Raw genomic sequence first — 26,170 nt, 5'->3', positions numbered from 1 at the left:
TATCTACCAGATTGTTTGATCGTGCTGGCATATGAGAGGATCAGAATCATCATTCCCAAACAAGAAGAAGTTCATGGAAAAGCGATTGCCTATGGAGATCATCACTGCACATAATCTTGAAAAATACTTTGGCACCCTTGCAGCAGTTGATGGCATCAGCTTTTCTGTTCAGAAAGGTGAGATCTTTGGTTTTCTCGGGCCAAACGGTGCCGGGAAGACGACTGTAATGAAGATGATCCACTGCGTATCAAAACGAACCCGGGGAGATCTATTGGTATTTGGGATGGATACCGACAGAGATCCCCGTACAATCAAGCAGCGGCTTGGGGTGGTGCCACAGGAGAATAATCCCGATCCGGATTTTACTGTATTTCAAAATCTCACCATCTATGCTCGTTATTTTGGGATACCTCGAACAGAGGCAGAAGAAAGGGCTGAAGAGCTCCTTGAATTCATGCAGCTTTCTGAGAAACGTGACGCGCCGATAGAGACACTCTCTGGCGGGATGAAACGGCGGCTGATCATTGCACGTGCATTGATGAACGAGCCGGAACTTTTGATCCTTGATGAGCCCACAATCGGCCTTGATCCCCAGGCACGCCACCTCATCTGGGAGAAACTCCGTCATCTGCGATCGCGAGGCTGTACGCTTCTGATGACCACGCATTACCTTGACGAGGCTGAACGGCTCTGTGATCGGCTCGTTATCATGGATACAGGAAAGATCCTTGTTGAAGGGAGCCCGGCTGAGCTCGTAAAAAAATATGCCGGTGAGGAGATCGTTGAGGCGGCAGCAAGCCCGGAGATCATCGCCTGCCTGAAGGAGGAGAGGGTCAGGTTTGAAGTATTTGGCGACATCATTCAGGTGCAGGCAGATGACCCGCAGATCGTTGCCCGGATCCTGATGGAGAGATGCCGCAGGGAGCGGATCACGGTCAGGAGGGCAACCCTTGAGGATGTCTTCCTGAAGCTGACCGGAAGGACATTGAGGGAGTGATCTATGGCATACAGTGGATTGAGCGGGATTTCTAGGGGGTCGCTGGCGGTCTGGCGGCGGAACCTGGATGCATTTATCAAGACGTACCGGGTTAATTTTATTCCCCCGTTTGTTGAGCCGGTGCTCTATCTTCTTGCCCTTGGATATGGTGTCGGCGCCCTGATCCAGGATGTGGATGGCATACCCTATCCGGTCTTCATTGCACCAGCTCTTGTCTCGATATCAGTGATGTACTCGGCATTCTTTGAATGCACCTACTCGAGTTATGTACGGATGTATTACCAGAAGACATTTGATGCGATGATTGCCACACCCCTTTCGATTGAAGATGTGATCACCGGGGAGATCCTCTGGGGAGCAACACGGGGAACAATTTATGCGGCCCTGATGATTCCGGTACTCTTCCTCTTCGGGGTGATCGATATGCCGACATCGCTGCTGCTGATTCCTTTTGCATTCCCTGCCGGATTTTTATTTTCAGCCATTGGGATCTGCTTCACAGCAGTCACTCCAGGCATTGACGCACTCAATTACCCGGCATTCCTCTTCATCACCCCGATGTTCCTCTTTTCAGGCACGTTTTTCCCGATAAGCATCCTTCCGCAGACGCTCCAGTACTTTGCATTTGCCTTTCTGCCGCTTGCAAATATTGTCAATGTCAACAGGGCGATAACGATGGCTGAGTTCTCCCCGATGCTCCTCTACAACATCGTCTGGGTGCTTCTGGTTGCCCTGTTATTCTTTATTATCGGGCTCAACCTGATGAAGCGGAGGCTTGTGAACTGATCTGAAGAAAAACACTCATTCATCTTCTTTTGATTCTGAAAACCTGAGGTAATAACAGGCTCCCCATTCCTTCCTTTCTCCAGGCTTGAGGCTCTGGAGATGTGCATCCGCATGCAGAAGGCAGACATATGATCCGCAGCAGCCATATACCTGGCACCCAACTGCCTTCTCTCCACAGATTGAACAGCGATGATCCAACACTCCATCCACTTCCCGAATAGATAGGTAAAACTAATGTATTCTTTGTCTTCGAAGAATGTTTTGTTCAGAAGATGAACTCCTAAAGGAACAGATTATGATGAATAAAAATCATATATAAATTATGTCGTATGGAACAAAAATTGGACAGAGATATCATTTCTGCATATAACCGAACACACAGACACCATCATTATATTAACACTGATCTATTCTGTATTCATTGATAGAAAAGAGATTTCAATCGACTCTTTTTCCTTAATAGTCAATTTTTTTACAGGATAAAAGCGATACAAATATATAGGAAGAGTGAAGTATACAGTGTATGCTCTCAGCGGGGGAGATTAAAAAGGAGATCGAAGCACGCCTGAAGGCGTATCTCTCAAGAGACAGATCGGGCATTCGCAAAGAACTGCTCTCAATGTTCATACGCATACGTTCACTTACCATCTCTGAGATCCATTCACGATTGAATGAGAGGTTCAGTATCAGCATCAAAGCAGTAGCATCCATGGTCGGGACCATTGCTTCCCGTATAGGAATTCTTCATGTTCGGCGGAATGTCGAGGGAACAACCAGCATCTATGAGGTTAAAGAACAGTATCTTGATCTCATGACCCGTGTTGTTGCAACAACCTGAACACTCTTTTTCAAGAAAAACTCTGGCTCTAACAGAACTATTTTAATCAACCCCTTCCCATTAATCAGATACATGAGGAGACCATTTGGAGAGATCCCTGAAACGCCGGAGATCACCGTTGATGATGATGTTCGCGCTTATATAAATGAACGAGGATGTGACTTTCGGGTGTGTACATCCTGTGGAGGTCCGATTCTCCTCCCAACATCTATAAAAAATCCAAAATCGTCGGACATACCAATAGCTGTCGGAGATTACACACTCTATGTCTCACGGTACCAGGTGAAATGGATCCAGTCGATCACCATGCAGATGGTTCCCCGTTATTTCAGCTACGGACAATCAGATGAGTTTTGAAGAGCTTGAACATACAGCTGATGTTAAAATACGCATCAGAGCAGAGAGTTATGAAGAACTCTTCAGAACCGCATCTTCTGCACTCTTCAGTACCCTCTATTCAGGAGATTGCAGGATAGAAAGAGAGAGGGGACTTCAGGTTTCCGCGGATACCATTGAGGATCTCTTATGGGAGTTTTTATCCGAACTCCTCTTCGTCTCTGAAGTTGAATCGTTTGTTGTCTGTGAAACAGAAGTGGTTTTTATCGAGGGCGGGCTGTCTGCTACTATCCGTGGAGAGACATTTGACCCTGAAAGGCATGGAGGAGGACGGGAAATCAAGGGTATCTCATACTCGGATCTCTTCATCAGGAAGATTGATACGATGATCTGTGCTGAGATTATCTTTGACATATGAGGTGATCTGCGATGCTGAACGGGATTCAACAAGCAGGTGTGCATGAATGGGAGATACCCGTTGGATACGTTCCCGATATGCGTGTATCAGGTCGGCTTTTTCTCTCGGAAGCTCTTGGCAGAACACTGGAGGAAGGTGCAGCACGCCAGCTTGCCAATGTTGCCACACTACCCGGAATCATCAGACATTCATTTGGTATGCCCGATATTCACTGGGGATACGGGTTCCCTATCGGCGGCGTGGCTGCTTTCTCTGAAAGTGAGGGGATTGTTTCACCCGGCGGTGTTGGTTTTGATATCAACTGTGGAGTCAGGCTGATAACAACACCGCTGACCCTGGACGATCTTGAGGATAGACGATCCATCATCTCCAAACTCTATAAGAAGGTTCCAACCGGTGTCGGATCAAAAGGATCTCTCAGGTTCTCGGGATCCAAACTGGATGAGCTTCTCAGTGGGGGATCAACTTTTGTCATCAATGAAGGGCTCGGGCTTCCCGATGATGCACTTCTCTGCGAGGAGAATGGGTGTATGAGAGAAGCCAACCCCGATCTGGTGAGTGAGAAGGCCCGTACACGGGGTATTCCCCAATGCGGAACGCTTGGATCGGGGAACCATTTCCTTGAACTCCAGGTTGTTTCCAGCATACAGGATGTTAAGACGGCGCAGGCTTTTGGCATCACTGAAGGCACCATCTGTTGCATGATTCATTGCGGATCACGCGGGCTTGGACACCAGGTATGCACCGATCATATCAGGACAATGGAGAAGGCATCGAAAAAATATGGGATCAGGCTCCCCGACAGGCAACTCGCCTGTGCCCCCCTGACCTCCCGGGAAGGGCAGGATTACTTCGGTGCCATGGCAGCAGCTGCCAATTATGCCTGGGCAAACCGCCAGATCATCACTCATGAACTCCGTCTGCTCTTTGAGGACACATTTGGCATTGATTACAAAGAGATGCCTCTTGTCTATGATGTTGCACATAACATTGCCAAATGGGAAGTGCATACAGTCCTGGGTGAAGAGCAGCGCGTATGTGTCCACAGGAAAGGGGCAACACGCGCCTTTGGCCCCGGAAGATCCGAGTTGCCGGAGAAATATCAGGCAACCGGCCAGCCGGTGATTATACCAGGAAGCATGGGGACTGCCTCCTATCTGCTTGCAGGAACAGAAACTGCCATGCAGAAGACCTTTGGGAGCACCTGCCATGGAGCGGGAAGGGTCAGCAGCAGGAAAGCTGCCAGAAATGCTCTCAGTGGAAACGAGGTCGCAGCAGATCTCAAAAAGAAGGGGATTATTGTCATGGCACCTTCTGGCGATGCCATCGCTGAAGAAGCGCCCTCAATGTACAAACCAAGCGATGAAGTTGTGCGCGTCGTCGATGAAGCAGGACTCTCCAGAATCATTGCAACATTCCTGCCACTTGGGGTGATCAAGGGATGAAGAATGGATCTCCGGCTGTTATATGGGAGGATAAACTCATGTTTCAGAGGCTGATCGACGACTGTGTGGGTTGTTGTGAGCTGGTCACACCACAACTGCTTGCAGCCCCATTCTATAGGGGATCATTTGGAGCACTTGTCGTTCCGACAGGCTTTGCAAATAAGGAGTATTCACGTGTCCTCCCTGCCCTCAGGGCTACAAAAAGCCGGATGAAGCGTTTTCTTGAATCTGGCGGAGAGATCCTTGTTTTTGGAGGGGGAGGCGATATCCCCGACTGTTATGACTGGCTCCCGTTTCCGGTTGGATACCATTTTGAATATGCGCCACAGAAGATTACAATCAGAAAAGAAACTGATTCAGCCTTACTCCTCGAAGGCTATGACCTTGATGCATTCGAATGCGACGGGTATTGTACCGGGTACGATGGCGATCCTGTTGCAACCACACATGATGGACACCCAATCCTCATTGAAGAGGAGATTGGATCCGGTCGTGTTATCCTGACAACAATCCATGAATATCCGTCCCGGGGATTTCTTACCAGTTTCTGTGCCTGTAGAAAGGAAACCTTCTTTTAGATGGAGCAGGTATGGTTCTTAGTGTTGGATGATGCATCAGTATACCATTGCCCACAATTCATCTTCCGATGATCTGGAGCCTGTTTTAATGGCGATCCATACGATCGTCTCAAGACTCCCGGTTACAGGTAAATCGGCAGACAAACCAGGAATCAGGATTGAAGAGGGAAAGGTCATTGACCGTACCTATACCGGTCCGGTTCTCGAGGAAGCGATTGCAAAAAATCAGCTGATCAAGAGACGGCCGGAGACGGGCATATACAAAGGGGTTCCCGTCGTGGTTGCACCACTTCGCGACAGGGACGGAGATGCGATTGGTGCAATCGGAGTTGTTGATATCACCGGCATCTTTGATCTTGCAACACTGATGGAACACCAGAGTTTCATCCTCCGTCAGGTATGCGGAACCGATCCCTGCCCGATTGAATCCGAACAAATCAGTTCAAAAAGGTAAATACAATGACAAACGCTGCGTATAATGTCCTCAGGATTCTCGATCGTTCCGGGGAAAAGATCTCCGGTGAAAAGATTAGTAAGGAACTCGGCATCAGCAGATCTGCAGTCTGGAAACATATCCAGGAACTCCGTGATCTCGGATATGAGATTGACGCATCCCAGAAAGAAGGATATAATGTTGCACAGCGCACAAAGCGTCTTCTCCCCTATGAGATCAGGCGGCACCTGAAAACAAAAAGGATCGGGTCAGATCTTCACTATGCCATTACCACCCCCTCGACAATCTGGCTCGGTAAGCAGATGATGCGTGAGATCGATGATGAGATTGAGGAGGGGCTTGTTATCATTGCCGAGGAGCAGACAGGTGGTATCGGGAGGCTCGGACGATCATGGGCATCTCCTGCCGGAGGAGTCTGGACAACCATCCTCCTGAAGCCGGAGATTCCGATCTCACGTGCCTACATGATCATGATGGCAGCCTCAGTAGCAGTTGCACGTGCTATCAGGAAAGAATATGATATCGGAGCTTTGATCAAATGGCCAAATGATATCTTCATTGGAGATAAAAAGGTCGCAGGCATGCACCTTGAACTCTCAGCCGAAGCGGATGTGATACATTACTGCCTCCTGAGTATCGGAATTGATGTGAATGTCTCGGTATCCGATCTTATGCCGGTATTAAACCGGGAAGTCACCTCCATCTCTGAAGAGCTCGGATATGAAGTCGACAGGGCAAAATTCCTTGCAAGGGTGCTGACGGAGTTTGAACGCCGGTATAATCTTCTTGAGCGGAGTGAATTTGAGGCCCTCATACGTGAATGGAAGAGCCTCTCCTGCACACTTGAACAGAGGGTAGAGATCCGGACACTCAAAAAGACATTTGAAGGTGAAGCAATCGATCTGGATGAGCATGGTGCCCTCATTATCCGGAAAGATAACGGGAAGATTGAGCGTGTCATCGCCGGAGATTGCTATCTTCTCTAAACCTCATTTTTTTCACACCATATTTTTTATCGTAAACCATCAAATGATGATCAGGTTGACGATGTATGGCAATATCAGATATGCACAAATGCTGACGAGAACAGCAACATTCACCGCACTTATTGCAATCAGTGGATGGATTTCCATAACCATTCCATTCCTCCCTCTCGTTCCCTTCACACTCCAGACACTCTTCATCCTCCTTGCGGCAGTTGTTATGAAGAGGTATGCAGTCCTGCCGGTTGCCCTGTATGTCCTTCTTGGGATCTGCAACCTTCCGGTTTTTCATAATGGAACAGCGGGGATTGGAGTTCTCCTTGGACCCACAGGAGGGTATATCGTCGGTTTTATTCCCGCAGCACTAATAGCCGGGCTTCTGCTGGAAAAAGATATTAAATTTATTGGTATTGCAGCGATTACAGCTGCCAGCATCATGATTTATGCACTGGGTACTGCATGGCTCTCGGTTTCAACCGGAATGCCATTTGTTGCAGCAGCCATGATCGGTGTCATTCCATTCATTCCGGGTGACATAATCAAAGGTGCAGCAGCACTTGCCATTGGTAAAAGGATTGCATGATATCAATTGAGGATCTTTCCCATGGCATACTCCGCATCCCCTCATTTGAGATATCCAGTGGCATAACAACAGTTCTCGGTCGGAATGGGGCGGGGAAGACGACACTGCTCTCTCTCTGTGCCGGAGTCTGCCTCCCGGATCATGGAAGGGTTCACATAGACACCCTCTCCCCGAGATCGCTGGATATAGGGTGGGTTTCCGAGTTCCCTGACAGAAATATCCTCTTTGATCAGGTCTTCAATGAGATTGCGGCGCCACTCAGATTCCGCCATGATTCGATCGAACAGATTAAGGAACGAACAGCAGAGATTGCAGATCGGCTTTCAATTACGCATCTTCTGGATAGAAAGACCCGGACACTTTCGGGTGGGGAGAAGGTGCTTGTCGCCCTTGCCTGTGCTCTTGTTATCGATCCCATTCTCCTCGTTATCGATGAAGCGGACTCACACCTTGACAGTGAAACCGCATGGAGGGTTCAGGAGGCAATACTCTCCCATCCCCCGGAATATACCCTCCAGAGCAGCCAGTACAGGGATATAGCAGCAGAATCTGATCACATATTGTTTCTAGAGAATGGGAAGATTAGCCGGGATGATCAAAGATGAAAGTCGGGTTGGATGAGATCACATTCCAGCAGGGGAGATTCGCCCTCTCAGTGAATCAGGAATTTGTTCCCGGCATCTACCTGATTACAGGTCCCATCGGATCGGGGAAGAGCACGCTCTCTTTCATCCTCTCCGGACACCTCCCGCCGGATTCAGGGAGTATTCATAAAACCGGGATCACCTCAGAAGCCATCTCACTACAGTTTCCGGAGTACCATATCACCGGGGCAACCGTACTTGAAGAGATCCGATCGTGGGGCGTGGATCCGGATATGATAGAGAGTGCAATCCTGCCGAAAACACTCTATCACCGTGACCCGCTTCAGCTCTCCCGGGGAGAATTAAAGAGACTCAGCCTCGCATGTCTCTTCGCCAGAGAACCCGATCTCCTCATTCTTGACGAGCCCTTCTCTTCCCTTGACGCCGAAATGAAGCAATGGCTCTGTACGATGATTGAAAGGAGAAGATCAGGTATAACCATCATCTTTACCCATGAACGTGAGATCCTTCCTGATACTGCATTTCATCTCAGTATGAGAAACGGCTCTCTCTATCCGGGAGACGCTGTTTCTGGAATACTGAAAGGAGCCGTTGAAATCCCCACAGATGTCGGGGAGAAGCCTCCTTTTTTTGGAGATGGGCGTCTCAGGCTGCTCTCTGTGATCCTCCTCTCGCTCGGAGCATTTCTCACGATTGGAGGGGCAATCCTTGCATTACTCTGGTGGGTTGTTGCCTGTTGGCGCAGGTGGGAGATTCCAAACAAGCATCTCATACTCGCTCTTGGAATGCTCATCCTCCTGCCGGCTCTCGTAACAGAATTTTTTACGGGGGGTGGATTATCCTATGGTATCAGGATGGGAGTGATTCTCTTCATCTCATTCTGGGTATATACGGATTATAAGGGAGGTGAAATGCTGGATCTCTTTGTCTGGGCTGGATCAGAACGGAAGGGTTTTGATATCGGGCTTGCGGCTGAGATGGCGATGCAGGGGATATATCTCGCAGGCTCAGATCTTCAACAGATTCAAAGGGCATATTCAATTAAAGGATTGAAAATTGGAGTTAAAACATTCATTCCTGCTGCCATATCATTGCTCCTGATGCATATACGCCGATCAGATGAGACTGCCCGCCTTCTCGCACTCAGGGGTTTCAATGGGGGGGGTACCTATGTACCTTGTTTTCCTGGGAGAAAAAGGGACTTCCTACTTACTTTAATTGCCATAATTCCCTTGTTTTACAGTTTACTGTCATTTTAGAGAATTATTTATACTATCAGGTGTAATTTCTGAGAGGCTCGATTTTTAACAATTCCTCAGCCCACGAGGTGTTTAGATGACGAAATCAAAAGATTCCAGAGTATACATCACAGATACCACGCTGAGGGATGCACATCAATCGCTCATCGCAACCCGCCTTCAGACTGAAGACATGATACCGATTGCCAAAGAGATCAATAAAATCGGTTTCTTTTCTGTGGAGGCGTGGGGTGGTGCTACATTTGATAGCTGTATCCGCTTTTTAAATGACGATCCATGGATGCGTCTTCGTTCACTCAAGGAAGTGCTGCCGGATACACCGATTCAGATGCTCCTGCGGGGGCAGAACCTTGTCGGGTACAGGCATTACCCCGATGACGTTGTGGAGCGTTTTGTCACAGCAGCCCATTCAAATGGCGTCGATATATTCAGAATATTCGACGCATTGAACGATATTCGGAATATGAAGAGCTCCATGAAGGTTGTTTCCGATCTTGGAGCACATATGCAGGGAGCAATATCCTATACGACGAGCCCTGTACATTCCATATCAACGTTCATCGATATGGCTGAGGAGCTCTATTCACTTGGATGCGATTCGATCTGCATCAAGGATATGGCAGGGCTGATCATGCCAAAAACCACCCGTGAGCTTATCCAGGGGATTAAGAAGCGTGTGGATGTGCTGGTTGATCTCCACAGCCACTCTACAAGCGGCATTGCTCCGATGAGTTACCAGGCGGCAATTGAAGCGGGAGTTGATATTCTTGATACCGCGATGTCACCATTTGCATTTGGTACATCGCAGCCAGCCACCGAAAGTATTGTTGCCTCGGTGATCGGCACACCACGTGAGACAGGAATCGATCTCCTGGCACTCCGAAAGGTTCGGAACCTCTGTATGGATGTCAGGAAGAAGTACAATGCCCTTGTTGATCCCATCTCCGAGCGGATTGATAGCGACGTCCTTGTCTATCAGCTGCCGGGCGGAATGATCTCAAACCTCGTCTCCCAGCTCAAGGAGCAGGATGCAATCGATAAGCTGCAGGCAGTCTTCGATGAGATCCCACATGTGCGTAAGGATCTCGGGTACCCTCCACTTGTCACCCCCACAAGCCAGATTGTCGGCACACAGGCTGTTCTGAATGTTCTGATGGGCGGGCGGTACCAGAATGTCACCAAAGAGGTGAAGGATTATGTACATGGCCTGTATGGACAGCCGCCTGCACCAATTCCTGATGCAATCCGGCAACAGATCATCGATGGGGAAGAGATGATTACAGTACGGCCGGCAGATCTGCTTGCGCCGATCTATGAGAGCATGAAGAAAGAGGCAACGGACATGGGTCTTGTCAAAAAAGAAGAGGATGTCCTGACATATATCCTCTATCCGGCGATTGCCCCTGCATTTCTCAGAGGAGAGAAGACCCCCGAGCCTATACCTGTTCCAAAGAAGGAGGGATCAGGATCTGTTGATTTCCCCCACGCGATGGAAGTCGAGGTTGATGGGGAGATCTTCTCTGTCAGGATCGTATCGGTTGAAGGGAGTGCATTGTCTTCTCCGGTTGGCAGTTCCACTAAATCACAGATCCCACGCGGGGATCTCCCCGGCGGTATCAAGAGCAATATGCAGGGGATGGTTCTTGATATCAAGGTGAGTCTCGGTCAGGAGGTGAAGAAAGGAGATACACTGGTCATCCTTGAAGCGATGAAGATGGAGAACCCGATTCACAGCCCTGTTGATGGAAAGGTCCAGGAGATCTTTGTCGATGCCGGAGCGGTCGTACAAAACGGAGATATTTTACTGGTGGTCCAATGACCTTCTTTGATAAGGTACTCATCGCAAACCGGGGCGAGATCGCTATCCGTATTATGCGTGCCTGCAGGGAACTGGGTATTGAGACGGTTGCAATCTATTCAACCCCCGATAAAAATGCACTCCATGTGAAATATGCCGATGAAGCATTTCACATCGGAGAAGCACACCCCTCGAAGAGTTATCTGAATCGGGATCGAATCATTGAGGTTGCCACACTCTGTGAGGCAGAGGCGATTCACCCCGGATATGGTTTTTTAGCTGAGAATTATCATTTTGCTGAGAATGTGGAGCAGGCAGGCATCACATTCATCGGACCATCTTCAAAGACCATTCACATGATGGGATCAAAACTCGATTCCAAAGAGGCGATGAGCGCTGCCGGGGTTCCGGTTCTGCCCTGGACAAAGGGGGGAGTTACATCGACTGAGGCAGGCATTGCGTTTGCAGAAGAGATTGGATACCCCGTTATTGTGAAGGCAAGCGCCGGTGGCGGCGGAATCGGAATGCAGATCGTCAGGGACAGTTCCGGCATTGCCGAGGCGATCGAGAAAGGAATGCGGATCGCTCAGTCTGCTTTTGGAGATCCGACAATCTTCATCGAAAAATACCTTGACAAGCCCCGCCATATCGAAGTGCAGGTGCTCTCTGATTATGATGGCCATGGGATACACCTCTATGAGCGCGAATGTTCGATTCAGAGGCGGCACCAGAAGCTTGTTGAGGAGGCGCCATGTCCGATCATGACGCCTGAGCTTCGGGAGAAGATGACAGATTCGGCATTGACGGTTGCCAAGGTCTGTAATTATACAAATGCCGGGACCGTTGAGTTCCTTTATTCTGAGGGCAATTATTATTTTATGGAGATGAATACCCGTCTCCAGGTGGAGCATACCATCACAGAACTGGTAACCGGAGTCGATATTGTCCGCCAGCAGCTTGCAATAGCATCCGGTGAACCGCTTGCTTATGAACAGGAGGATATCTCTCTCCGCGGCCATGCAATCGAATGCAGGATTAATGCCGAAGATCCCCTGAATGATTTTGCTGCAGATCCTGGTAAGATCGTCAGGTATCGTTCTCCAGGCGGACCCGGCATCAGGGTTGATTCAGGTATCCATGTCGGGTATGCAATCCCGCCCCAGTATGATTCAATGATCTCTAAACTCTGTTCCTATGGCCTCACCCGGATAGAGGCGATCGAGCGGATGAGAAGAGCCATTTATGAATATGTGATCCTGGGAGTGAAGACGACCCTGCCACTCCATCACTCCCTTATGCATAACCGACAGTTCATCCAGGGCAATACGCACACACATTTCCTTGTGGATCAGCAGATCATGAGGAACCTCCAGAGTTATTACCGCGATGAAGAGTCCCGTATGCAGACTCTCGCCGCTTCCCTCCGTCAGGGAAAGGAAACGGCAGCGGTTACGGCAGCAGTCAATGTGTATATCCAGCATATGAATAAGGGCAAACAAGCCTGAAATCTCCAATTCTATCAGATTTTTTTCTTTTTTCTTTCTGTTGCCGGGGTTCTCAGGATATCAGGTTCCCTGAAGCCATATGGCAAGCTATTTACGAACAGGCGCCCTTCTTATTATGCACAAGCCGTGCAAACATCAGATGCTGCGGTGGCCTAGCTGGTTAGGGCGCCAGACTCATAGGGTTTTGAGCAATCGAAGGCGCCATCATCTGGGATATCTGGAGGTCGGGGGTTCGGATCCCCCTCGCAGCACTCCAACAGTAGGTTAGTAATCTAAAACCTAAACAGAACGATTTGTGCTGTTTTTTCAATTCTTCTTTCTGAGTATGTTCTTTATCATGCAGATTTGAGTGCATTATAAACCATCGCATACCCACTCACATACACCTGTCGCACATGGGGCACATTGAGTCTTTGATCCTATCGGGATCTGGAGACCAGAATTCGGGGACTTACAATCGTTCCCACATCATATTAACCTTTTTTGTGCAAATTTTTATAAAAAAATTGAAGTTAAACTAAATAATTATCATATGGACAGGTTGTATTGTTCTTCGTTTCAGAGTAGAACACCTGGTAATACAAAATAGGTATAAATGATCGACACCCTGAACAACAGATCGTCATCTTTATCGTTATAATAGAATCAAAAGGTTATCAATGGCAACAGATCTCTGAGGTACAGGGTAATAATAATAGGAACAATTGTGAGTCATATGAACCATAAAGGCACTTTATATATATGTATAATTCTACTCCTCTGCTTTGTAGGAGCTGTTCAGGCATCAGAAAATACTGAAGCGATTTATGATCAGGGGGTTATGCTTTTTGAAAGTGAGAGATATAGCGAAGCTCTGGAAGCGTTTAACAAACTAATCGAATTAGATCCCCAAAATGCCGATGCCTGGAACTATCGTGGATGGTCACTCTGGCGAATGGATCGGAATGTAGAGGCTTTGGAGGCATGTAACAAGGCACTTGAAATTGATCCAAATCATGTGAGTGCATGGACGAACCGCGGTGTGGCGCTTTTCCTGCTCGGACGGTATGACGATGCCCTGGAATCCTTTGATCGGGCGGTCGGTATTGATCCGAAGTATGCCAACGCATGGAACAACCGTGGCTATGCGCTTTTCCTGCTCGGCCGGTATGCTGATGCTCTGGAATCCCTTGACCGGGCGGTTGAGATTGATCCGGAGGACGCAGAAGGGTGGTTAAATCGCGGTTTGACGCTTGGCGAACTCGGCCGGTATGCCGAAGCCTTGGAATCCTTTGATCGGGCGGTCGGGATTGACCCAAACGATGCCTTTACGTGGAACAAACGCCGAATTTTGCTTGAAGATCATGGGGACACAATCCTTTTACAACGGATAATATCCAACTGGCCCTTCTTAATTGTAATTATAGCTCTAATTTTTATTTCTATTCGATCAATATATCTGCGGATTAAGGAAAATAAAGATAAATTCGCAGATATAGAAAGGCAGAAACAATTACAGAAAGATAAGAGATAATTACAAAAGGAATAGCAAGATCAACCTAAATTCGCGCTCACAGCATCAGCACAGGAAGAGATCGTTATACCCCTCCTCCTGTTTCTGACTGACGGAGATCCGGCAGAGAACTGATCTTTTGGGATATCACATTCCCCTCATATTTTCTTCTTGCCGACTGTTGCGAGGTAGATGACAAACTCCTCTATCCCGTCTGCCCCGATAATCCGTGCCATCTCTTCGTCATCGAACGCTCCTATGGCACAGGTGCCGCAACCAATCTGCTCACCCGCAAGGTAGAGGTTCTGGCAGATATGTCCGGCATCGAGATGGACGAGCCGGTATGCCCGCTCACTGTATCGCCAGCTCATCCGGTAAATAACACATGACCAGATGAATGTGACAGCAGATGATCTTACAAACGGCTGGCCGAGGCAGGCGGACATCACTTTATCAACAATCCCTGATGATGTATCGATCTCAATCAGGCGGTGCGAGAAGGCGAGATACCGGTACAGTCCCGGTGGGATTCCCTCTACACGGTTGATCAGGAGGTACGTCTCACATGCATGGCGGCCTCCGGCAGAGGGCACGGTTCTGAGAGTGAAGTGGGGTGCCCTGCTATCCATTATCCCCTGGGTTGACCAGAGGAGGTACGCAAGCTCCTCAAGAGCCAATGATTCCTGTGAATAAGTGCGTATGGAACGGCGGGCTTCGATAACCTCCAGAAGAGAGGTTGTTGAATCATGAACACGATCAACCGGCGGCAACTGAATGAATGTTCCATCTTCAGGATAAGGCTTTTCAAGTGGGGGCGGAGTTATACCCATCTGCTGATCTGATGCTGTCAGATGCATATACCGGGTCATCTCCATAAAAACTCTGCCAGCGTTCTGCATACCGTCTCTATGATCAGCGGAGATTATGAATTATCCTATCAACAATAGAACAATAGACGAAGAATTAATACAGACTAGCTCCTCATGCTGAATATGCCCGATAATCCTGATCTCATTTCAGCTCTCTATATCGAAGACGATGGTGCCTTGCGAGAAATATACAGGGGATTTATCGAAGATGATGGGGATATCATCGTTGCAACTGCACGGAAAGAAGAGGCAGCTGAGATCCTTGATACATTCCAATTTGATGTTATCCTCTCTGAATATCACCTTTCTGAGAGAGAAGGAACAGACATACTCCTTCACCAAAAAGAGAAAAATGACAAGACCCCCTGCATCATTCTCTCCAGCCAGAATGATGCAGATACCATTCTCCGGGCATATAAACAGGGGGCAGTTGATTATATCAGGAAATCAGAAGATCCTGCGAGTATAGCAGTCATTATAAAAAACAGGATCAGAGATGCTGCATTGAAGAGAAGGAGGGAGAGAGATCTTGAGAGATACAGACTTCTCCTTCAGGCAACACTTGATGCCATACCTGATATTATCGGCATCCAGACGCCGGATCATAAGATTGTCTATTACAATCAGGCGGGGTACGCATTTCTGAATAAGCGGCCGGATGAGGTGAGAGGGAGACGCTGCTTTGTGTTGATCGGGCAAAGTCGACAGTGTGACATCTGTGCAACAGAAAAGGCCCTTCGTTCAAAAAAGCTGGAAAGGGTAGAGAAGTACCTTCCTGAGCAGAATCGCTATCTGGATTGCCGATCCTACCCGGTTCTGGATGATAATGGAGAAGTAATCTTCATCGTTGAGCAGATCTCTGATATCACCGAGAGGAAGCGGGTTGAGGAGGAGATCCGGAGCATCGCAACCGAGTATGAAACAGTCTTTAATGGAACACAGGATTGCATATTCCTCCTCAGGGTGACAGATGATGGGAAGTTCCGATTCATCCGTAATAATCTCGCACATGAGAGTGCAACGGGACTGACAACAGAGATGTTACATGAGAAAACACCGGAAGAGCTCCTGGGTGAAGAGGCTGGATCAGTTGTATCAGAGAACTATCAGCGGTGTCTCGATACCAAAGGGCCGATCATCTATGAAGAGACACTAATCCTTCCCGCTGGTGAAAGAACATGGGAGACACTCCTTACACCAGTTATTCGTGATGAAAGAATAACGCATATCGTCGGATCGAGCAGGGATATTACAAACCAGAAGCGGATTGAGATGGAGCTCCGGTTGAGTGAAGAGAGGTACCGCGACTTCTTTGATAATGCCAATGTGATGATCCAGAGTGTTGATGAAGAGGGGCGTTTCATCTTTGTTAACAGGACATGGAAAGAGAAGATGGGTTTTTCAGATGAGGAGATAGAGAACCTTTCTCTCTTTGAGATAATTCATCCGGATTCCCTTGCTCACTGCCAGAGCATATTTCAGGATGTTCTCTTGGGAAAAGCGGTGAGTGGGGTTCAGGCGGTCTTTCTTACAAAAGACAGGCGTCGGATCCATATCGAAGGGAATGTCAATTCATTCGTCGAGGACGGAAAGCTGAAGACAAGAGGGATATTTCAGGATATTACCGGGAGGAGAATTGCAGAGGAGGCAGTTCGAATTGCAAATACAAAGCTCCAGCTTCTTTCCAGCATCACGAGACATGATATCCTCAATGAGGTGATGGTGTTGCTCGGTAATCTGGAGTTTGCCGAAGAGAAGAGTGATGATCCGGAGGTAGGGAAATATCTGGAGAAGGTGAGGGAGGCGGGGAGAACAATCCAGCGCCATATCGAGTTCACCCGCCTCTATGAGAACCTTGGTATCAGCGAGCCGGAATGGCAGAAGCTTGCTGCGCTTATTCCGAAATCAAAAGATCCGGTAATAATCACAAATAATTGCACAAGCATCTCAATCTTTGGAGATCCGATGCTTGAGAGGGTCTTTTCAAACCTTCTTGATAATACCATTCGTCACGGTGAGCATGCCACCACCGTGACCATTGACTGCCGCCGGAGTGATGAGGATCTTCATATCATTTGGAAAGATAACGGAGTCGGTGTTGCCAACGATCAGAAAGACGCCATATTTAAACGCGGAGTTGGTAAAAATACCGGTTTTGGACTCTTCCTCTCTCGGGAGATCCTCGCGATTACCGGCATGCTCATGAGGGAGACAGGCACCCCCGGTGATGGGGCACAGTTTGAGATAATTATTCCAAAAGAGGTGTATAGCTTCAATTAAAAAACGATTCTCCGGGGAGATCAAAGAGATCTCTCCCATTCTCCTGCCGACTCTTTTATTCTACGGGTGAGAATATAACAGACCAGCTGCCATCACAGACGACGTTAAAGAGATAATTGCCGCCTTCTTTGATTGTAACAGGAACCGTTGTTGCATAATCCCCGACATAGAGTTCAAAGTCGTCATTCCGTAGCTCGTGGAAGGGAAGGGGTGCAACACTATCACCATCCATCAGGAATTTTCCATTGTAATCCATAAGCCACACACTGATGACAGTCAGATTCTCACCTGTAATCTGAGAGCTATAATTTCCAGCCGGGATCATGAAAAACGGAGTGGCTTTGTTGCCAACACCAGTAAATGTCTGTGGTGGGATCCCATTGATCATCTCAGGGAAGCCGAAGGTAAGTTTCCAGGGTGCCGTCTGGCTGACTTCAACTGTTGCATCGGCTTTCTCAGAAAGCATGAATGCATATGTCCAGCGGTAATGCCCGTCAATAATTGCATCAGACCGGACTTCAGGAGTATAATTACCTTCAACCATAATGGCATCTTTCTCGCCTGAGATAGAGACTCTTGATACACCGGGTTCTGATCCATCCGGCTTCTCGATTTCGAGTGTAATCAGGTGAACACCAGCCGAAAGGGGCATTACGGTCTTCTGATCCCCGGCTCCTGAGAAAGAAACAGCACCATCGTTTGTGAGTGCAGCTGTCGGTGTTGTAGTGGGCGTTGGAGTGGCTGTTGGAAGCGGAGCCTGTGGTCCGGTCTCCTCGCCAACACACCCTGCAAAAAGTATACATCCTGCCAAAAAGAGAAATAAAGCGATATGAAGCGTTAATCCACGTCTTTCCATATCAATACAATACTCAATTAAGGTATATACCGATTTCTCTCTGCCCGCAGGAGAGGATTAATAGCATATCAGTTGCGATTATCCGGTATGGCAAACCGGCTTCTGGATGAGAAGAGCCCCTATCTCCGTCAGCATGCAGAAAATCCAGTTGATTGGTACCCGTTCTCTGATGAGGCATTTGAGAAGGCACGGGAAGCGGATATTCCGGTCTTTCTTTCAGTCGGATATTCAACCTGCCACTGGTGTCATGTTATGAACAGGGAGTCATTCTCCAGTCAGGAGGTGGCAGAGGCACTTTCAGGGAGGTTTATTGCGGTAAAAGTGGATCGCGAGGAACGCCCCGATGTTGATCGGATTGCAATGATCGCCTGCCAGCTGATGACCGGAAGCGGGGGGTGGCCACTCACACTGGTTCTGACGCCGGATAAGCGCCCCTTTTTTGCCGGGACCTATATCCCAAAAGACCCCCGGTATGGAAGTGCAGGACTTCTCGTAATCCTTGATCGGATCTGGGAGTTATGGCAGGAGAGGCGCAAAGATGCTGAGAGACTTGGGAGGCGTGTCGAAGGAAATGTTCAATCATACCTTGCCGGAGATATACTGGTGGCAGAGAGGTTTCAACAGGAAGAGAATCCCTCAGATGCTGCATATGATTCCCTCCTGAGAACATTTGATCGGGAGTATGCCGGATTTGGAGATCGTATGAAATTTCCCTCACCCCACTGTATCAGCTTCCTTCTGCGTCACGGGAGTATTGTAGGCATTCCAAAAGCCACAGAGATGGCACTTGCAACTCTTCATGCAATGAGAAGAGGCGGGATAAACGATCAGGTTGGTGGCGGCTTTCACCGGTATACCACCGACAGGCAATGGAAGATCCCTCATTATGAGAAGATGGCTTGCGATCAGGCTCTCCTTCTGCATGCTTTTTCCGAAGGATACGCCGTTACCAGAGATCCACTCCTGAAAACCGAAGCACTCCGAATTGCAGCTTATATAAAAACCGATCTCACATCACCAGAAGGGCTTTTCTATACAGCTGAGGATGCTGAGAGCGGAGGAGAAGAGGGTGGCTTCTATCTCTGGTCAAAAGAGGAGATCCGATCACTTTTTGATGAGGAAGAGGGAGAAAAAGCTGCCAATTTCCTGCTTGGAAATGCAGCCGATAAAGAGAAGCTTCCCCTATCCCTCACCTCTGAAACAGATGATTCTTCATGGCTGCCCGGAGTGAGAGAAAGACTTGCTGAGGCTCGCAGAACCCGTCCCCGCCCTTTCCGTGATGAGAAGATTCTCCTCGATGTGAATGGGAAGATCATTGGTGCCCTGGCACGCTCTGGTTTTCTCCTCAGGGAACCGGAGCTCATTTTGAGAGCTGAACATGCCTTTTCAACGCTTCAATCAGTCTTCAGTGAATTCGGAGGGTCGCTCTTCCATTCCATGATAAATGGTACAATCACCTCATCTGCCTACATTTCAGATTATGCTGATCTGATTGCAGCATCAATTGAGCTCCATCAGGGAACGCAGAAGTCTGAGTACCTTCTATTCGCAGTTGAATATACAGAAGCAGCTATTCGCTGCTTTTACAATCCCAAAAGCGGATGGTTCTGGTTTGAAGCAGGTGATACCACACTCTTCAGGACACGGGATACTGAAGATTCTGCCGGGCCATCAGGTAATGCAGTGATGCTTCATAACCTTCTCCTCCTCAACAGAATTACCGGAAATCCGGACTTTTGGGAAATTGCTGATTCAATGATGTCGAGTCTGCAACCTGCCTTCCTCCAGCACCCAAATGCCTATATCCATAGTATAAGTTCATATCATCATCTCTCTCCTGCCGCAATCGATCTGGTAACTACCGGTAAAAGCGGGATATTTGATGATGCAATCAGATCATCCGGCAACCTGCTTGCAACCCATCTTCACCTCTCGCATACTCTCGAAAAATTCAATGAAATAATGCCAAAATTTCAGGATTACCCAACAGATACCGATGAACCTGTTGCCTATCCATGCAGGCAGGGAGGCTGCCTTCCACCGGTACGGGACCCAGATGAACTCAGAGAACTGCTCCATTCTGCATTTCATCACACTCCCGGGTAGTCGTGTCTGTGCAGAGTCGAAGGGTTCAATAGTGTCAGCATCATAATTCATCCCCATGACAACAGAAGAGAGACAGGGACGGTTTGTCAAAGGCCGGTATGTCATTGATGAAGAGCCAGTGGCGGCGGCACAGGAACAAGGATCTACAGGAGAAGAAGCTTCTCACGACACCACATCAAAAACCCCATCCATCGAAGATCTCATCCAGCTCACCTCAAAAAATGTGGAGTTGACCGTTGAGAGTGTTATTGTCCTTGGTAAAAAGCTCTTCATGACACAGGAGGGACGTGACCATATTGAGAATAAAACCCGCCAGATTGGTGACGAACTCCAGAAGACTGTTGGTGAGCTTGCAGAGGCTGCAAAAAGAGCAATTGAGAAGAAATAGGTGAACGGAAGGATTGTTGCTTCTTGGGATGGTCTTTTATAGTCTCGGGATCAATATTTTTTTGCAGAACCTAAAAACTGCATGAGCTAAACAATGGAAGAAAGAAATTTTGGCGGCCGGGGTAACTTCGGCGGCCCAAGAAGATTTGATGGTCCACGTGAGATGTCAAAGGCAGTCTGTTCAGATTGCGGTTGCGAATGTGAAGTCCCCTTTAAGCCAACAGAGGGCAGGCCAGTCTATTGCAGAGACTGCCTCCCAAAGCACCGGAAACCCCGGTTCTAATCTTTTTTTCCGCCATCTCTGAAAGAGTGGCATTCATTGTGATTGATTAATACCCAGATTCACAGATATCAATGATTTTGAAACACACCACACTCCCGCTATCATGTATCACCTGAGGATTCTCTTTATTGAAAGAAAGGTTCATTATGGATTCTATACTTCAAAATACAAGGAATATTGAGTTTTTTGACTGAATCTCCGGGCTTCATCCCAACAGCTCTTTCCTCAGTATCTTATGAGGGTATTTTATACTAAAAGAACATATATTATGTGCAGAACTTAAAAACTGCATGAGTTATACAATGGAAGGAAGAAATTTTGGCGGCCGGGGTAATTTCGGCGGCCCAAGAAACTTTGATGGTCCACGTGAGATGTCAAAGGCAATCTGCGCAGATTGCGGTTGTGAATGTGAAGTCCCCTTTAAGCCAACAGAGGGCAGACCCGTCTATTGCCGTGACTGCCTCCCAAAGCACCGGAAACCCCGGTTCTAAATACCTTTTTTTAAACATAGTCCGCTTACCTGCGCGGAGTCATGTATCTTCTGATCATTTAGTGATCCACATCTCTCCTGAAAGCTTCCGGTGAAAACCATAAACACCTTGCATACAGAGATCATAGATAGATTCTCTTCAGATGAGGGTGGCTTACTTGCTTGATATTAAATTTGTACGTGAATATCCCCAGACGATCAAAAACGATCTGATCAAAAGAAATGATTCAGAGAAACTTTCCTGGGTTGATGACCTTTTAGTGACCGATAAGAAGGTGCGGGAACTGAAAGTCGAGATCGACCAGCTTCGCCAGCGGAGAAACACCATCTCCCGCGAGATCAATACCGAGCGGAAAGCGGGTCGTGACACCTCAGCTCTATTGGCAGAGGCTAAAGCACTTCCTGAGAAGATAAAAGAGCTTGATTCGGTGAAAGATGCAGCTCTTGAAAAGGTCAGGTACTACCTGATGCGGCTTCCAAATATCCTCGATGAAAGTGTCCCTGTTGGTGAAGATGAGAGCGGAAATGTTGAGATACGGAAGGTCGGGATAAAGCGTGAATTTTCCTTTCCCATAAAAAATCACGGTCAGCTTGCTGTTGAGAGGGATTGGGCCGATTTTGAACGGGCAGCACGTGCAGCAGGTGCAGGATTCTCTTACCTGAAAGGAAACCTTGCACTCCTTGATATGGCACTTCAGAGATATGCAATCGACCTCCTGGTGAAGAAGGGCTTTACCCCGATCATCCCCCCGTACATGATGAACCGCTCCTCATATGAAGGAGTGACCGATCTCTCGGATTTCGAGGATGTCATGTACAAGATCGAGGATTCGGAATCATACCTGATCGCAACAAGCGAGCATCCCCTCTGCGCGATGTATCAGGACGAGATCTTTGAAGAGAAGAATCTTCCACTCAGGTTAGCAGGACTCTCCCCCTGTTTCAGAAAAGAGATTGGATCTCACGGGATCGATACAAAAGGGCTCTTCCGCGTTCACCAGTTCCATAAAGTCGAACAGTTTGTCTTCTGCAAGCCGGATGATTCTCCTGCCATTCATGAAGAACTCCTTGCAAATGCCGAGGAGCTCTATAGAAATCTCGGCCTCCCCTACCATGTCGTCCTCATCTGCACCGGCGACATAGGAACGGTTGCTGCAAAGAAGTATGATATCGAGGTCTGGATGCCACGGGAAGAGGCATACCGGGAGGTTGTATCCTGCTCGAACTGTACCTCATACCAGGCTGTCCGATTAGGAATGAGGATGCGTGATCCCGATGATTTCGAGACCAAACATCATATTCACACTTTAAACTCAACTGAAGTGGCCACCTCCCGAACAATCCGGGCCATCCTTGAGAATTACCAGTACGAAGACGGCTCTGTTGAGATTCCACACGTGCTCAGACCGTATATGAACGATCAGGAATTCCTCTGATCTCTCACATTCATTTTTTCTACAGCATATCTGGCAAGGGCGATTATTGCCAGAATTGGCGGGGCACCGGGTGCAGACGGAAGTACTGATGCATCGCAAACAGAGAGTCCCGGAATAGCTGTCTCCAGATTCAGATCAACCGAGACGCCGATTCTTGCTGTTCCGCAAGGATGCGAGCCCCTGAGGGGAGTGGTCACAAATGTCGCCGGATCGGCGCCGGCTTCTGTGAGTATGGATGCAGCATATGTGGAGCCACAAATAAGCCGCCCTGCATCACGCACCGTGACGTTCTTCTGGATTGTTTCATGTACAGATCCGAAATCCTCATCCCTGATCTTCACCATCATTCCGATGATATCTTCTGGCTGAGCGGGGATCCCTTTGTCATTCATGATGGCATGAAGAGGGCGCGAGTAATGGGGGAGGATGATTCCACCATCAAAGGGGATATACGCCCCCATAGGAACATCACGGTTCATGCCGATGTCTGGGAGATAACCTCCAATTGAGACGAAGGTATCGGCAAAGAGAGGGGCTGTCGGAAGTGAGAGGGCAGTCAGAAATCCGGGTGTTTCCAGCGCCCCTGCTGCCAGCACTACACGATCATCCCAGAAGATCTCATTTCCGCACCTGACCCCGGCTGCTTCGCCATGACGGATGATCACCTCATCTGCAACTCTCTCTGTGATCACCCGTGCTCCAAACTCTTCTGCTTTTCTGATAAATTTTATCGCTGACCACCGGGCATCAAATGGACACCCAAAAGCACAGAGCCCGTCCTTGCAACAGAGATCAGGATTGATGAACTTCGGCATCCGATGTACAGGCAGGCCGATTCTGCAAGCAGCATCCATCAGTCGGCGGGTACCATCACCAAGCAGATCATCGGGGAGCAGCTGTACATCAAGCTCTTTTTCAACAGCTGCATAGTGATCTCTGAGATCGATTCCAAGAGCCTTCAGCTCTTCTTCAAGGCAGCGGAGTGCATTGCCGCCGGAGACCATCGTTGTCCCGCCAAGGCAGAAGGTGCGCATCAGGCGAACACCGGCATCGACATTTGCATAATAGTGACCAGCATCTTTTCCCGGCACCTCCGGACCCCGTTCAATAATAAGAACATCATGGCCAGATTCTGCAAGATACCTGGCAGCAGCTGCACCACCGGCACCAGATCCGATCACTATCGCCATGATGATCGATAGGGGGAAGCGAAGATTAAGTATCTTCCCAATCGATCAGCCCCAACTGTTAACTCTTTCTCCATCCATTTTTCTGTAGATAGTATGGATCTGGGCGTTGGACGGGTAGGAGATCAGGATCTTGGCATAAGTGCGCAGGAGCTGGTTACGGGTAGGACATGCGTTATTGCCCAGTCAGGAGCCGGGAAGAGCTGGGGAATAGCTGTTCTTTGTGAACATCTCTGCAAATCATATCTTGGATTCTGCTTAATTGATACCGAAGGCGAATATTTCTCCCTTAAGGATCGGTTTCCAATCATCTGGATTGGATCTGATGAAAGCTGTGATTACGATATTGAATCAGTTGATCTCCATTCGGTTTTGCGGGATGCAATCCTATCCTCACGGTTTGTTGTCTTTGATGTATCAGAAGTTGATATGCGGGCAAAAGCAACAGCCCTTGTGAACATCCTCTATGAGCTTGAATCAGAACTGAGGAGACCGTTTCTGCTGATCGTTGAAGAAGCTGACAAATTTATCCCGCAATCCCGTGACTCCATCAAGATGATCGAGGAGATCTCCCGCCGTGGAAGAAAACGCGGGCTTGGTCTTCTTGTAGCAACCCAGCGCCCTTCTCTTGTCCAGAAGAATGTGCTCAGCCAGTGCAACAATCAGATTATCGGCAAACTGACAATTGACAACGATCTCAAGGCTGTATCCCATTTCTTTGATGCACGGAAAGAGGTTGAGGAGCTGATCACTCTTGATCCCGGTGAGTTTTTTGTGATGGGGGGACTTGTCCGGGAGAAGATCCTGATGAAATTTGGAGATCGGGAGACACAACATCGGGGGGTTACGCCTCAGATTCTCCCCGGCAGGCCTCATGAGAAAAAAGAGGCAGAAACAGATCCAATTCCAGAGGCAAAGCCGGAGAGCCCTCCGGAACCACAACCTGTACAGGTAGAAGCAGAAGACGCAGATCAGGTTATTCTGAGTGGAGGGCCTGCCGATGAAGAGGATGGGACAAAGAATGCCATCCCGACACTCCTTCAACGCGATGAGGCGCTCAGGGTTGTACAGAGCCTCTGCAAAAGGAGTTTCTGGAGACGAGCGTATCTGGATCGGATCATCTCTCTGGATCGGGTATCGTGGCCACTGCTCTCGGTTGAGGTGAAGTACCATGGTGGTATCCTGAAGAAGACGACGAAGCGTTCATCATTTATCCTGGAGGGATTTCACGGAGATAGAGCCGATCTCTCGGATGGCCTGATGGTGCGGCCGGGTTTCTCCGAGCTGATCGGGCTTGATGAGGCGGCAGTTGCGGTTCTGAAGATCCTGACGACTGCCGGGCTGACAGCGCTTGAGATCGAAGCTGATGCCGGCCTTATGCCAGCAGATGTAAAAAAAGCGTTGAAAAGCCTCCAGAAACAAAAACGTATCACCACGAAGAAGACAGAAGATGGAGTCATTGTTTACATACCCCTTCTCGAAAAGCCGATCCCAAAACTCTCAAATCTGAACCAGTTACAAACCATGAAACTCACCACCCTCTCCGGAGAGAGCAGAGGCCCTTCATTCACTGAAGATGAACTCAGAAAGATCATCAAGGGTCTTGAAAGAACAGCCGAAATAACAAAGATCAAAGTGATCTTTTATCCGGTTTATGAAGCTATGATCGCATCAGATTCTGGTGAGCGGCGGATCTTTATTGATGGGGTGACCGGGCGCGAGATCAATGGAATGCCTCACCCCTGACAGAACAGGGGCTGATTACTGCCTTTTCCATCTATTTGGAGAGGAATTTATATCATAAACAACGTCTTTGAAAGAATATGGAAGAAATGGATTCTTTTCGATGCCTTGTATGCGGGTTTATTTATGATCCAAAACGGGGCGATCCACGACGGGGAATTGAGCCTTTAACCGCATTCGAAGATCTTCCTGATGATTATACCTGCCCGGTCTGCGGGGTATCCGTCCTGACACAGAACTCTGCTTTTGTCAGGATTGAAACTGCCGGGCAGACCTGTGGGCCTGACGGGGCTTCCTGGAACGGTGCATAAGCGGCGAACTGCCCATAGACCGGATTTTGCTTTTCATATCTCAAGTTGGTCACAGATACTCCCTGGTGATTTTCTTTGAATCCGGTTCAATGCACTCTTATGAATAAGAATGTGCTCTTGTACACTTCATATTTCCCCTGACTAT

At 48.4% G+C, this 26,170-nt stretch carries 26 protein-coding genes and 1 tRNA gene; 24 read left to right on the top strand and 3 right to left on the bottom strand.

The features are described from left to right. Positions 1-31: 31 nt before the first annotated feature. From ACYUBO_RS05615 to ACYUBO_RS05540, 16 genes are all read left to right on the top strand, one after another. The gene (locus tag ACYUBO_RS05615; RefSeq protein ID WP_460372991.1) at positions 32-997 is read left to right on the top strand and encodes an ABC transporter ATP-binding protein; all 966 of its coding nucleotides are present in this window, start codon (positions 32-34) and stop codon (positions 995-997) included. A 3-nt stretch (positions 998-1,000) separates the two neighbouring features. Next, positions 1,001-1,783 (top strand): ABC transporter permease, encoded by a 783-nt coding sequence (locus tag ACYUBO_RS05610; protein ID WP_460372989.1) that lies wholly within the window; start codon positions 1,001-1,003, stop codon positions 1,781-1,783. A 523-nt stretch (positions 1,784-2,306) separates the two neighbouring features. Then, positions 2,307-2,621, top strand: coding sequence for a DUF2551 domain-containing protein (locus ACYUBO_RS05605; RefSeq protein ID WP_300332399.1), 315 nt, complete (start codon positions 2,307-2,309; stop codon positions 2,619-2,621). A 72-nt stretch (positions 2,622-2,693) separates the two neighbouring features. Beyond that, positions 2,694-2,978 (top strand): hypothetical protein, encoded by a 285-nt coding sequence (locus ACYUBO_RS05600; RefSeq protein WP_300332397.1) that lies wholly within the window; start codon positions 2,694-2,696, stop codon positions 2,976-2,978. After that, entirely contained in the window at positions 2,968-3,375 is a 408-nt protein-coding gene (locus ACYUBO_RS05595) for an archease (protein WP_300332395.1), read from the top strand. Before ACYUBO_RS05600 ends, ACYUBO_RS05595 begins: the two co-directional genes overlap by 11 nt. 11 nt (positions 3,376-3,386) lie before the next feature. Beyond that, positions 3,387-4,820: an RtcB family protein gene (locus ACYUBO_RS05590; protein ID WP_460372987.1), complete on the top strand. Its 1,434-nt coding sequence runs from the start codon at positions 3,387-3,389 to the stop codon at positions 4,818-4,820. A 38-nt stretch (positions 4,821-4,858) separates the two neighbouring features. After that, positions 4,859-5,398: a hypothetical protein gene (locus tag ACYUBO_RS05585; RefSeq protein ID WP_460372985.1), complete on the top strand. Its 540-nt coding sequence runs from the start codon at positions 4,859-4,861 to the stop codon at positions 5,396-5,398. 31 nt (positions 5,399-5,429) lie between these two features. Beyond that, entirely contained in the window at positions 5,430-5,852 is a 423-nt protein-coding gene (locus ACYUBO_RS05580; RefSeq protein WP_460373600.1) for a DUF2111 domain-containing protein, read from the top strand. A gap of 5 nt (positions 5,853-5,857) precedes the next feature. After that, on the top strand, positions 5,858-6,838 hold the full coding sequence (locus ACYUBO_RS05575) for a biotin--[acetyl-CoA-carboxylase] ligase (RefSeq protein ID WP_300331203.1): 981 nt from the start codon (positions 5,858-5,860) through the stop codon (positions 6,836-6,838). A 43-nt stretch (positions 6,839-6,881) separates the two neighbouring features. After that, on the top strand, positions 6,882-7,418 hold the full coding sequence (locus ACYUBO_RS05570; protein ID WP_460372983.1) for a biotin transporter BioY: 537 nt from the start codon (positions 6,882-6,884) through the stop codon (positions 7,416-7,418). Continuing rightward, a complete protein-coding gene (locus tag ACYUBO_RS05565) occupies positions 7,415-8,023 on the top strand; it encodes an ATP-binding cassette domain-containing protein (protein ID WP_460372981.1) in 609 nt (202 codons plus the stop codon). The genes ACYUBO_RS05570 and ACYUBO_RS05565 overlap by 4 nt, the downstream gene beginning before the upstream one ends. Further along, positions 8,020-9,282: an ATP-binding cassette domain-containing protein gene (locus ACYUBO_RS05560; RefSeq protein ID WP_460372979.1), complete on the top strand. Its 1,263-nt coding sequence runs from the start codon at positions 8,020-8,022 to the stop codon at positions 9,280-9,282. Before ACYUBO_RS05565 ends, ACYUBO_RS05560 begins: the two co-directional genes overlap by 4 nt. Before the next feature lie 76 nt (positions 9,283-9,358). Continuing rightward, positions 9,359-11,101 (top strand): pyruvate/oxaloacetate carboxyltransferase, encoded by a 1,743-nt coding sequence (locus ACYUBO_RS05555; protein WP_460372977.1) that lies wholly within the window; start codon positions 9,359-9,361, stop codon positions 11,099-11,101. Continuing rightward, a complete protein-coding gene (locus tag ACYUBO_RS05550) occupies positions 11,098-12,585 on the top strand; it encodes an acetyl-CoA carboxylase biotin carboxylase subunit (RefSeq protein WP_460372975.1) in 1,488 nt (495 codons plus the stop codon). Before ACYUBO_RS05555 ends, ACYUBO_RS05550 begins: the two co-directional genes overlap by 4 nt. Before the next feature lie 141 nt (positions 12,586-12,726). Next, positions 12,727-12,836: transfer RNA gene (locus tag ACYUBO_RS05545), tRNA-Met, on the top strand. Between the two features lie 464 nt (positions 12,837-13,300). After that, a complete protein-coding gene (locus tag ACYUBO_RS05540; RefSeq protein ID WP_460372973.1) occupies positions 13,301-14,098 on the top strand; it encodes a tetratricopeptide repeat protein in 798 nt (265 codons plus the stop codon). A 137-nt stretch (positions 14,099-14,235) separates the two neighbouring features. On the opposite strand, the gene ACYUBO_RS05535 is transcribed toward ACYUBO_RS05540, so the two are convergent. Then, positions 14,236-14,976, bottom strand: a complete 741-nt coding sequence (locus tag ACYUBO_RS05535) for a SagB/ThcOx family dehydrogenase (RefSeq protein ID WP_460372971.1) — start codon at positions 14,974-14,976, stop codon at positions 14,236-14,238. Positions 14,977-15,069: 93 nt separating this feature from the next. Here ACYUBO_RS05535 and ACYUBO_RS05530 point away from each other — a divergent pair, with 93 nt between their 5' ends. Further along, positions 15,070-17,226, top strand: coding sequence for a PAS domain S-box protein (locus ACYUBO_RS05530; RefSeq protein WP_460372969.1), 2,157 nt, complete (start codon positions 15,070-15,072; stop codon positions 17,224-17,226). Between the two features lie 55 nt (positions 17,227-17,281). Here the strand turns inward: ACYUBO_RS05530 and ACYUBO_RS05525 are convergent, their stop codons facing one another. Continuing rightward, the gene (locus ACYUBO_RS05525) at positions 17,282-18,082 is read right to left on the bottom strand and encodes a hypothetical protein (RefSeq protein WP_460372967.1); all 801 of its coding nucleotides are present in this window, start codon (positions 18,080-18,082) and stop codon (positions 17,282-17,284) included. An 87-nt stretch (positions 18,083-18,169) separates the two neighbouring features. On the opposite strand from ACYUBO_RS05525, the gene ACYUBO_RS05520 reads away from it, so the two are divergent. The 5 genes from ACYUBO_RS05520 (at position 18,170) to serS (ending at position 22,784) form a co-directional block, all read left to right on the top strand. Continuing rightward, positions 18,170-20,188 (top strand): thioredoxin domain-containing protein, encoded by a 2,019-nt coding sequence (locus ACYUBO_RS05520; RefSeq protein WP_460372965.1) that lies wholly within the window; start codon positions 18,170-18,172, stop codon positions 20,186-20,188. 55 nt (positions 20,189-20,243) lie between these two features. Beyond that, positions 20,244-20,576 carry a hypothetical protein gene (locus ACYUBO_RS05515; RefSeq protein WP_300328262.1) on the top strand — a complete coding sequence of 111 codons (333 nt, stop codon included), beginning with the start codon at positions 20,244-20,246 and terminating at the stop codon, positions 20,574-20,576. A gap of 93 nt (positions 20,577-20,669) precedes the next feature. After that, positions 20,670-20,858 (top strand): CxxC-x17-CxxC domain-containing protein, encoded by a 189-nt coding sequence (locus ACYUBO_RS05510; protein WP_300328267.1) that lies wholly within the window; start codon positions 20,670-20,672, stop codon positions 20,856-20,858. 290 nt (positions 20,859-21,148) lie between these two features. Next, positions 21,149-21,349 (top strand): CxxC-x17-CxxC domain-containing protein, encoded by a 201-nt coding sequence (locus tag ACYUBO_RS05505; protein WP_292735060.1) that lies wholly within the window; start codon positions 21,149-21,151, stop codon positions 21,347-21,349. 157 nt (positions 21,350-21,506) lie between these two features. Beyond that, entirely contained in the window at positions 21,507-22,784 is a 1,278-nt protein-coding gene (gene serS, locus ACYUBO_RS05500; RefSeq protein WP_300328273.1) for a serine--tRNA ligase, read from the top strand. Here serS and ACYUBO_RS05495 read toward each other — a convergent pair. After that, positions 22,769-23,974, bottom strand: coding sequence for an FAD-dependent oxidoreductase (locus tag ACYUBO_RS05495; protein WP_300328276.1), 1,206 nt, complete (start codon positions 23,972-23,974; stop codon positions 22,769-22,771). The two genes, serS and ACYUBO_RS05495, sit on opposite strands and share 16 nt — an antisense overlap. Positions 23,975-24,067: 93 nt before the next feature. Here ACYUBO_RS05495 and ACYUBO_RS05490 point away from each other — a divergent pair, with 93 nt between their 5' ends. Both ACYUBO_RS05490 and ACYUBO_RS05485 read left to right on the top strand, forming a co-directional pair. Then, positions 24,068-25,717, top strand: a complete 1,650-nt coding sequence (locus ACYUBO_RS05490; RefSeq protein ID WP_460372963.1) for an ATP-binding protein — start codon at positions 24,068-24,070, stop codon at positions 25,715-25,717. Between the two features lie 77 nt (positions 25,718-25,794). Next, the gene (locus ACYUBO_RS05485; RefSeq protein WP_300328282.1) at positions 25,795-26,025 is read left to right on the top strand and encodes a rubredoxin; all 231 of its coding nucleotides are present in this window, start codon (positions 25,795-25,797) and stop codon (positions 26,023-26,025) included. The last annotated feature ends 145 nt before the right edge of the window (positions 26,026-26,170 follow it).

The organism is Methanocalculus sp. MC3, from assembly GCF_054767395.1.
Note: the sequence above shows the minus strand (reverse complement) of the source record. Positions and strands in the feature narration are given on the sequence as shown.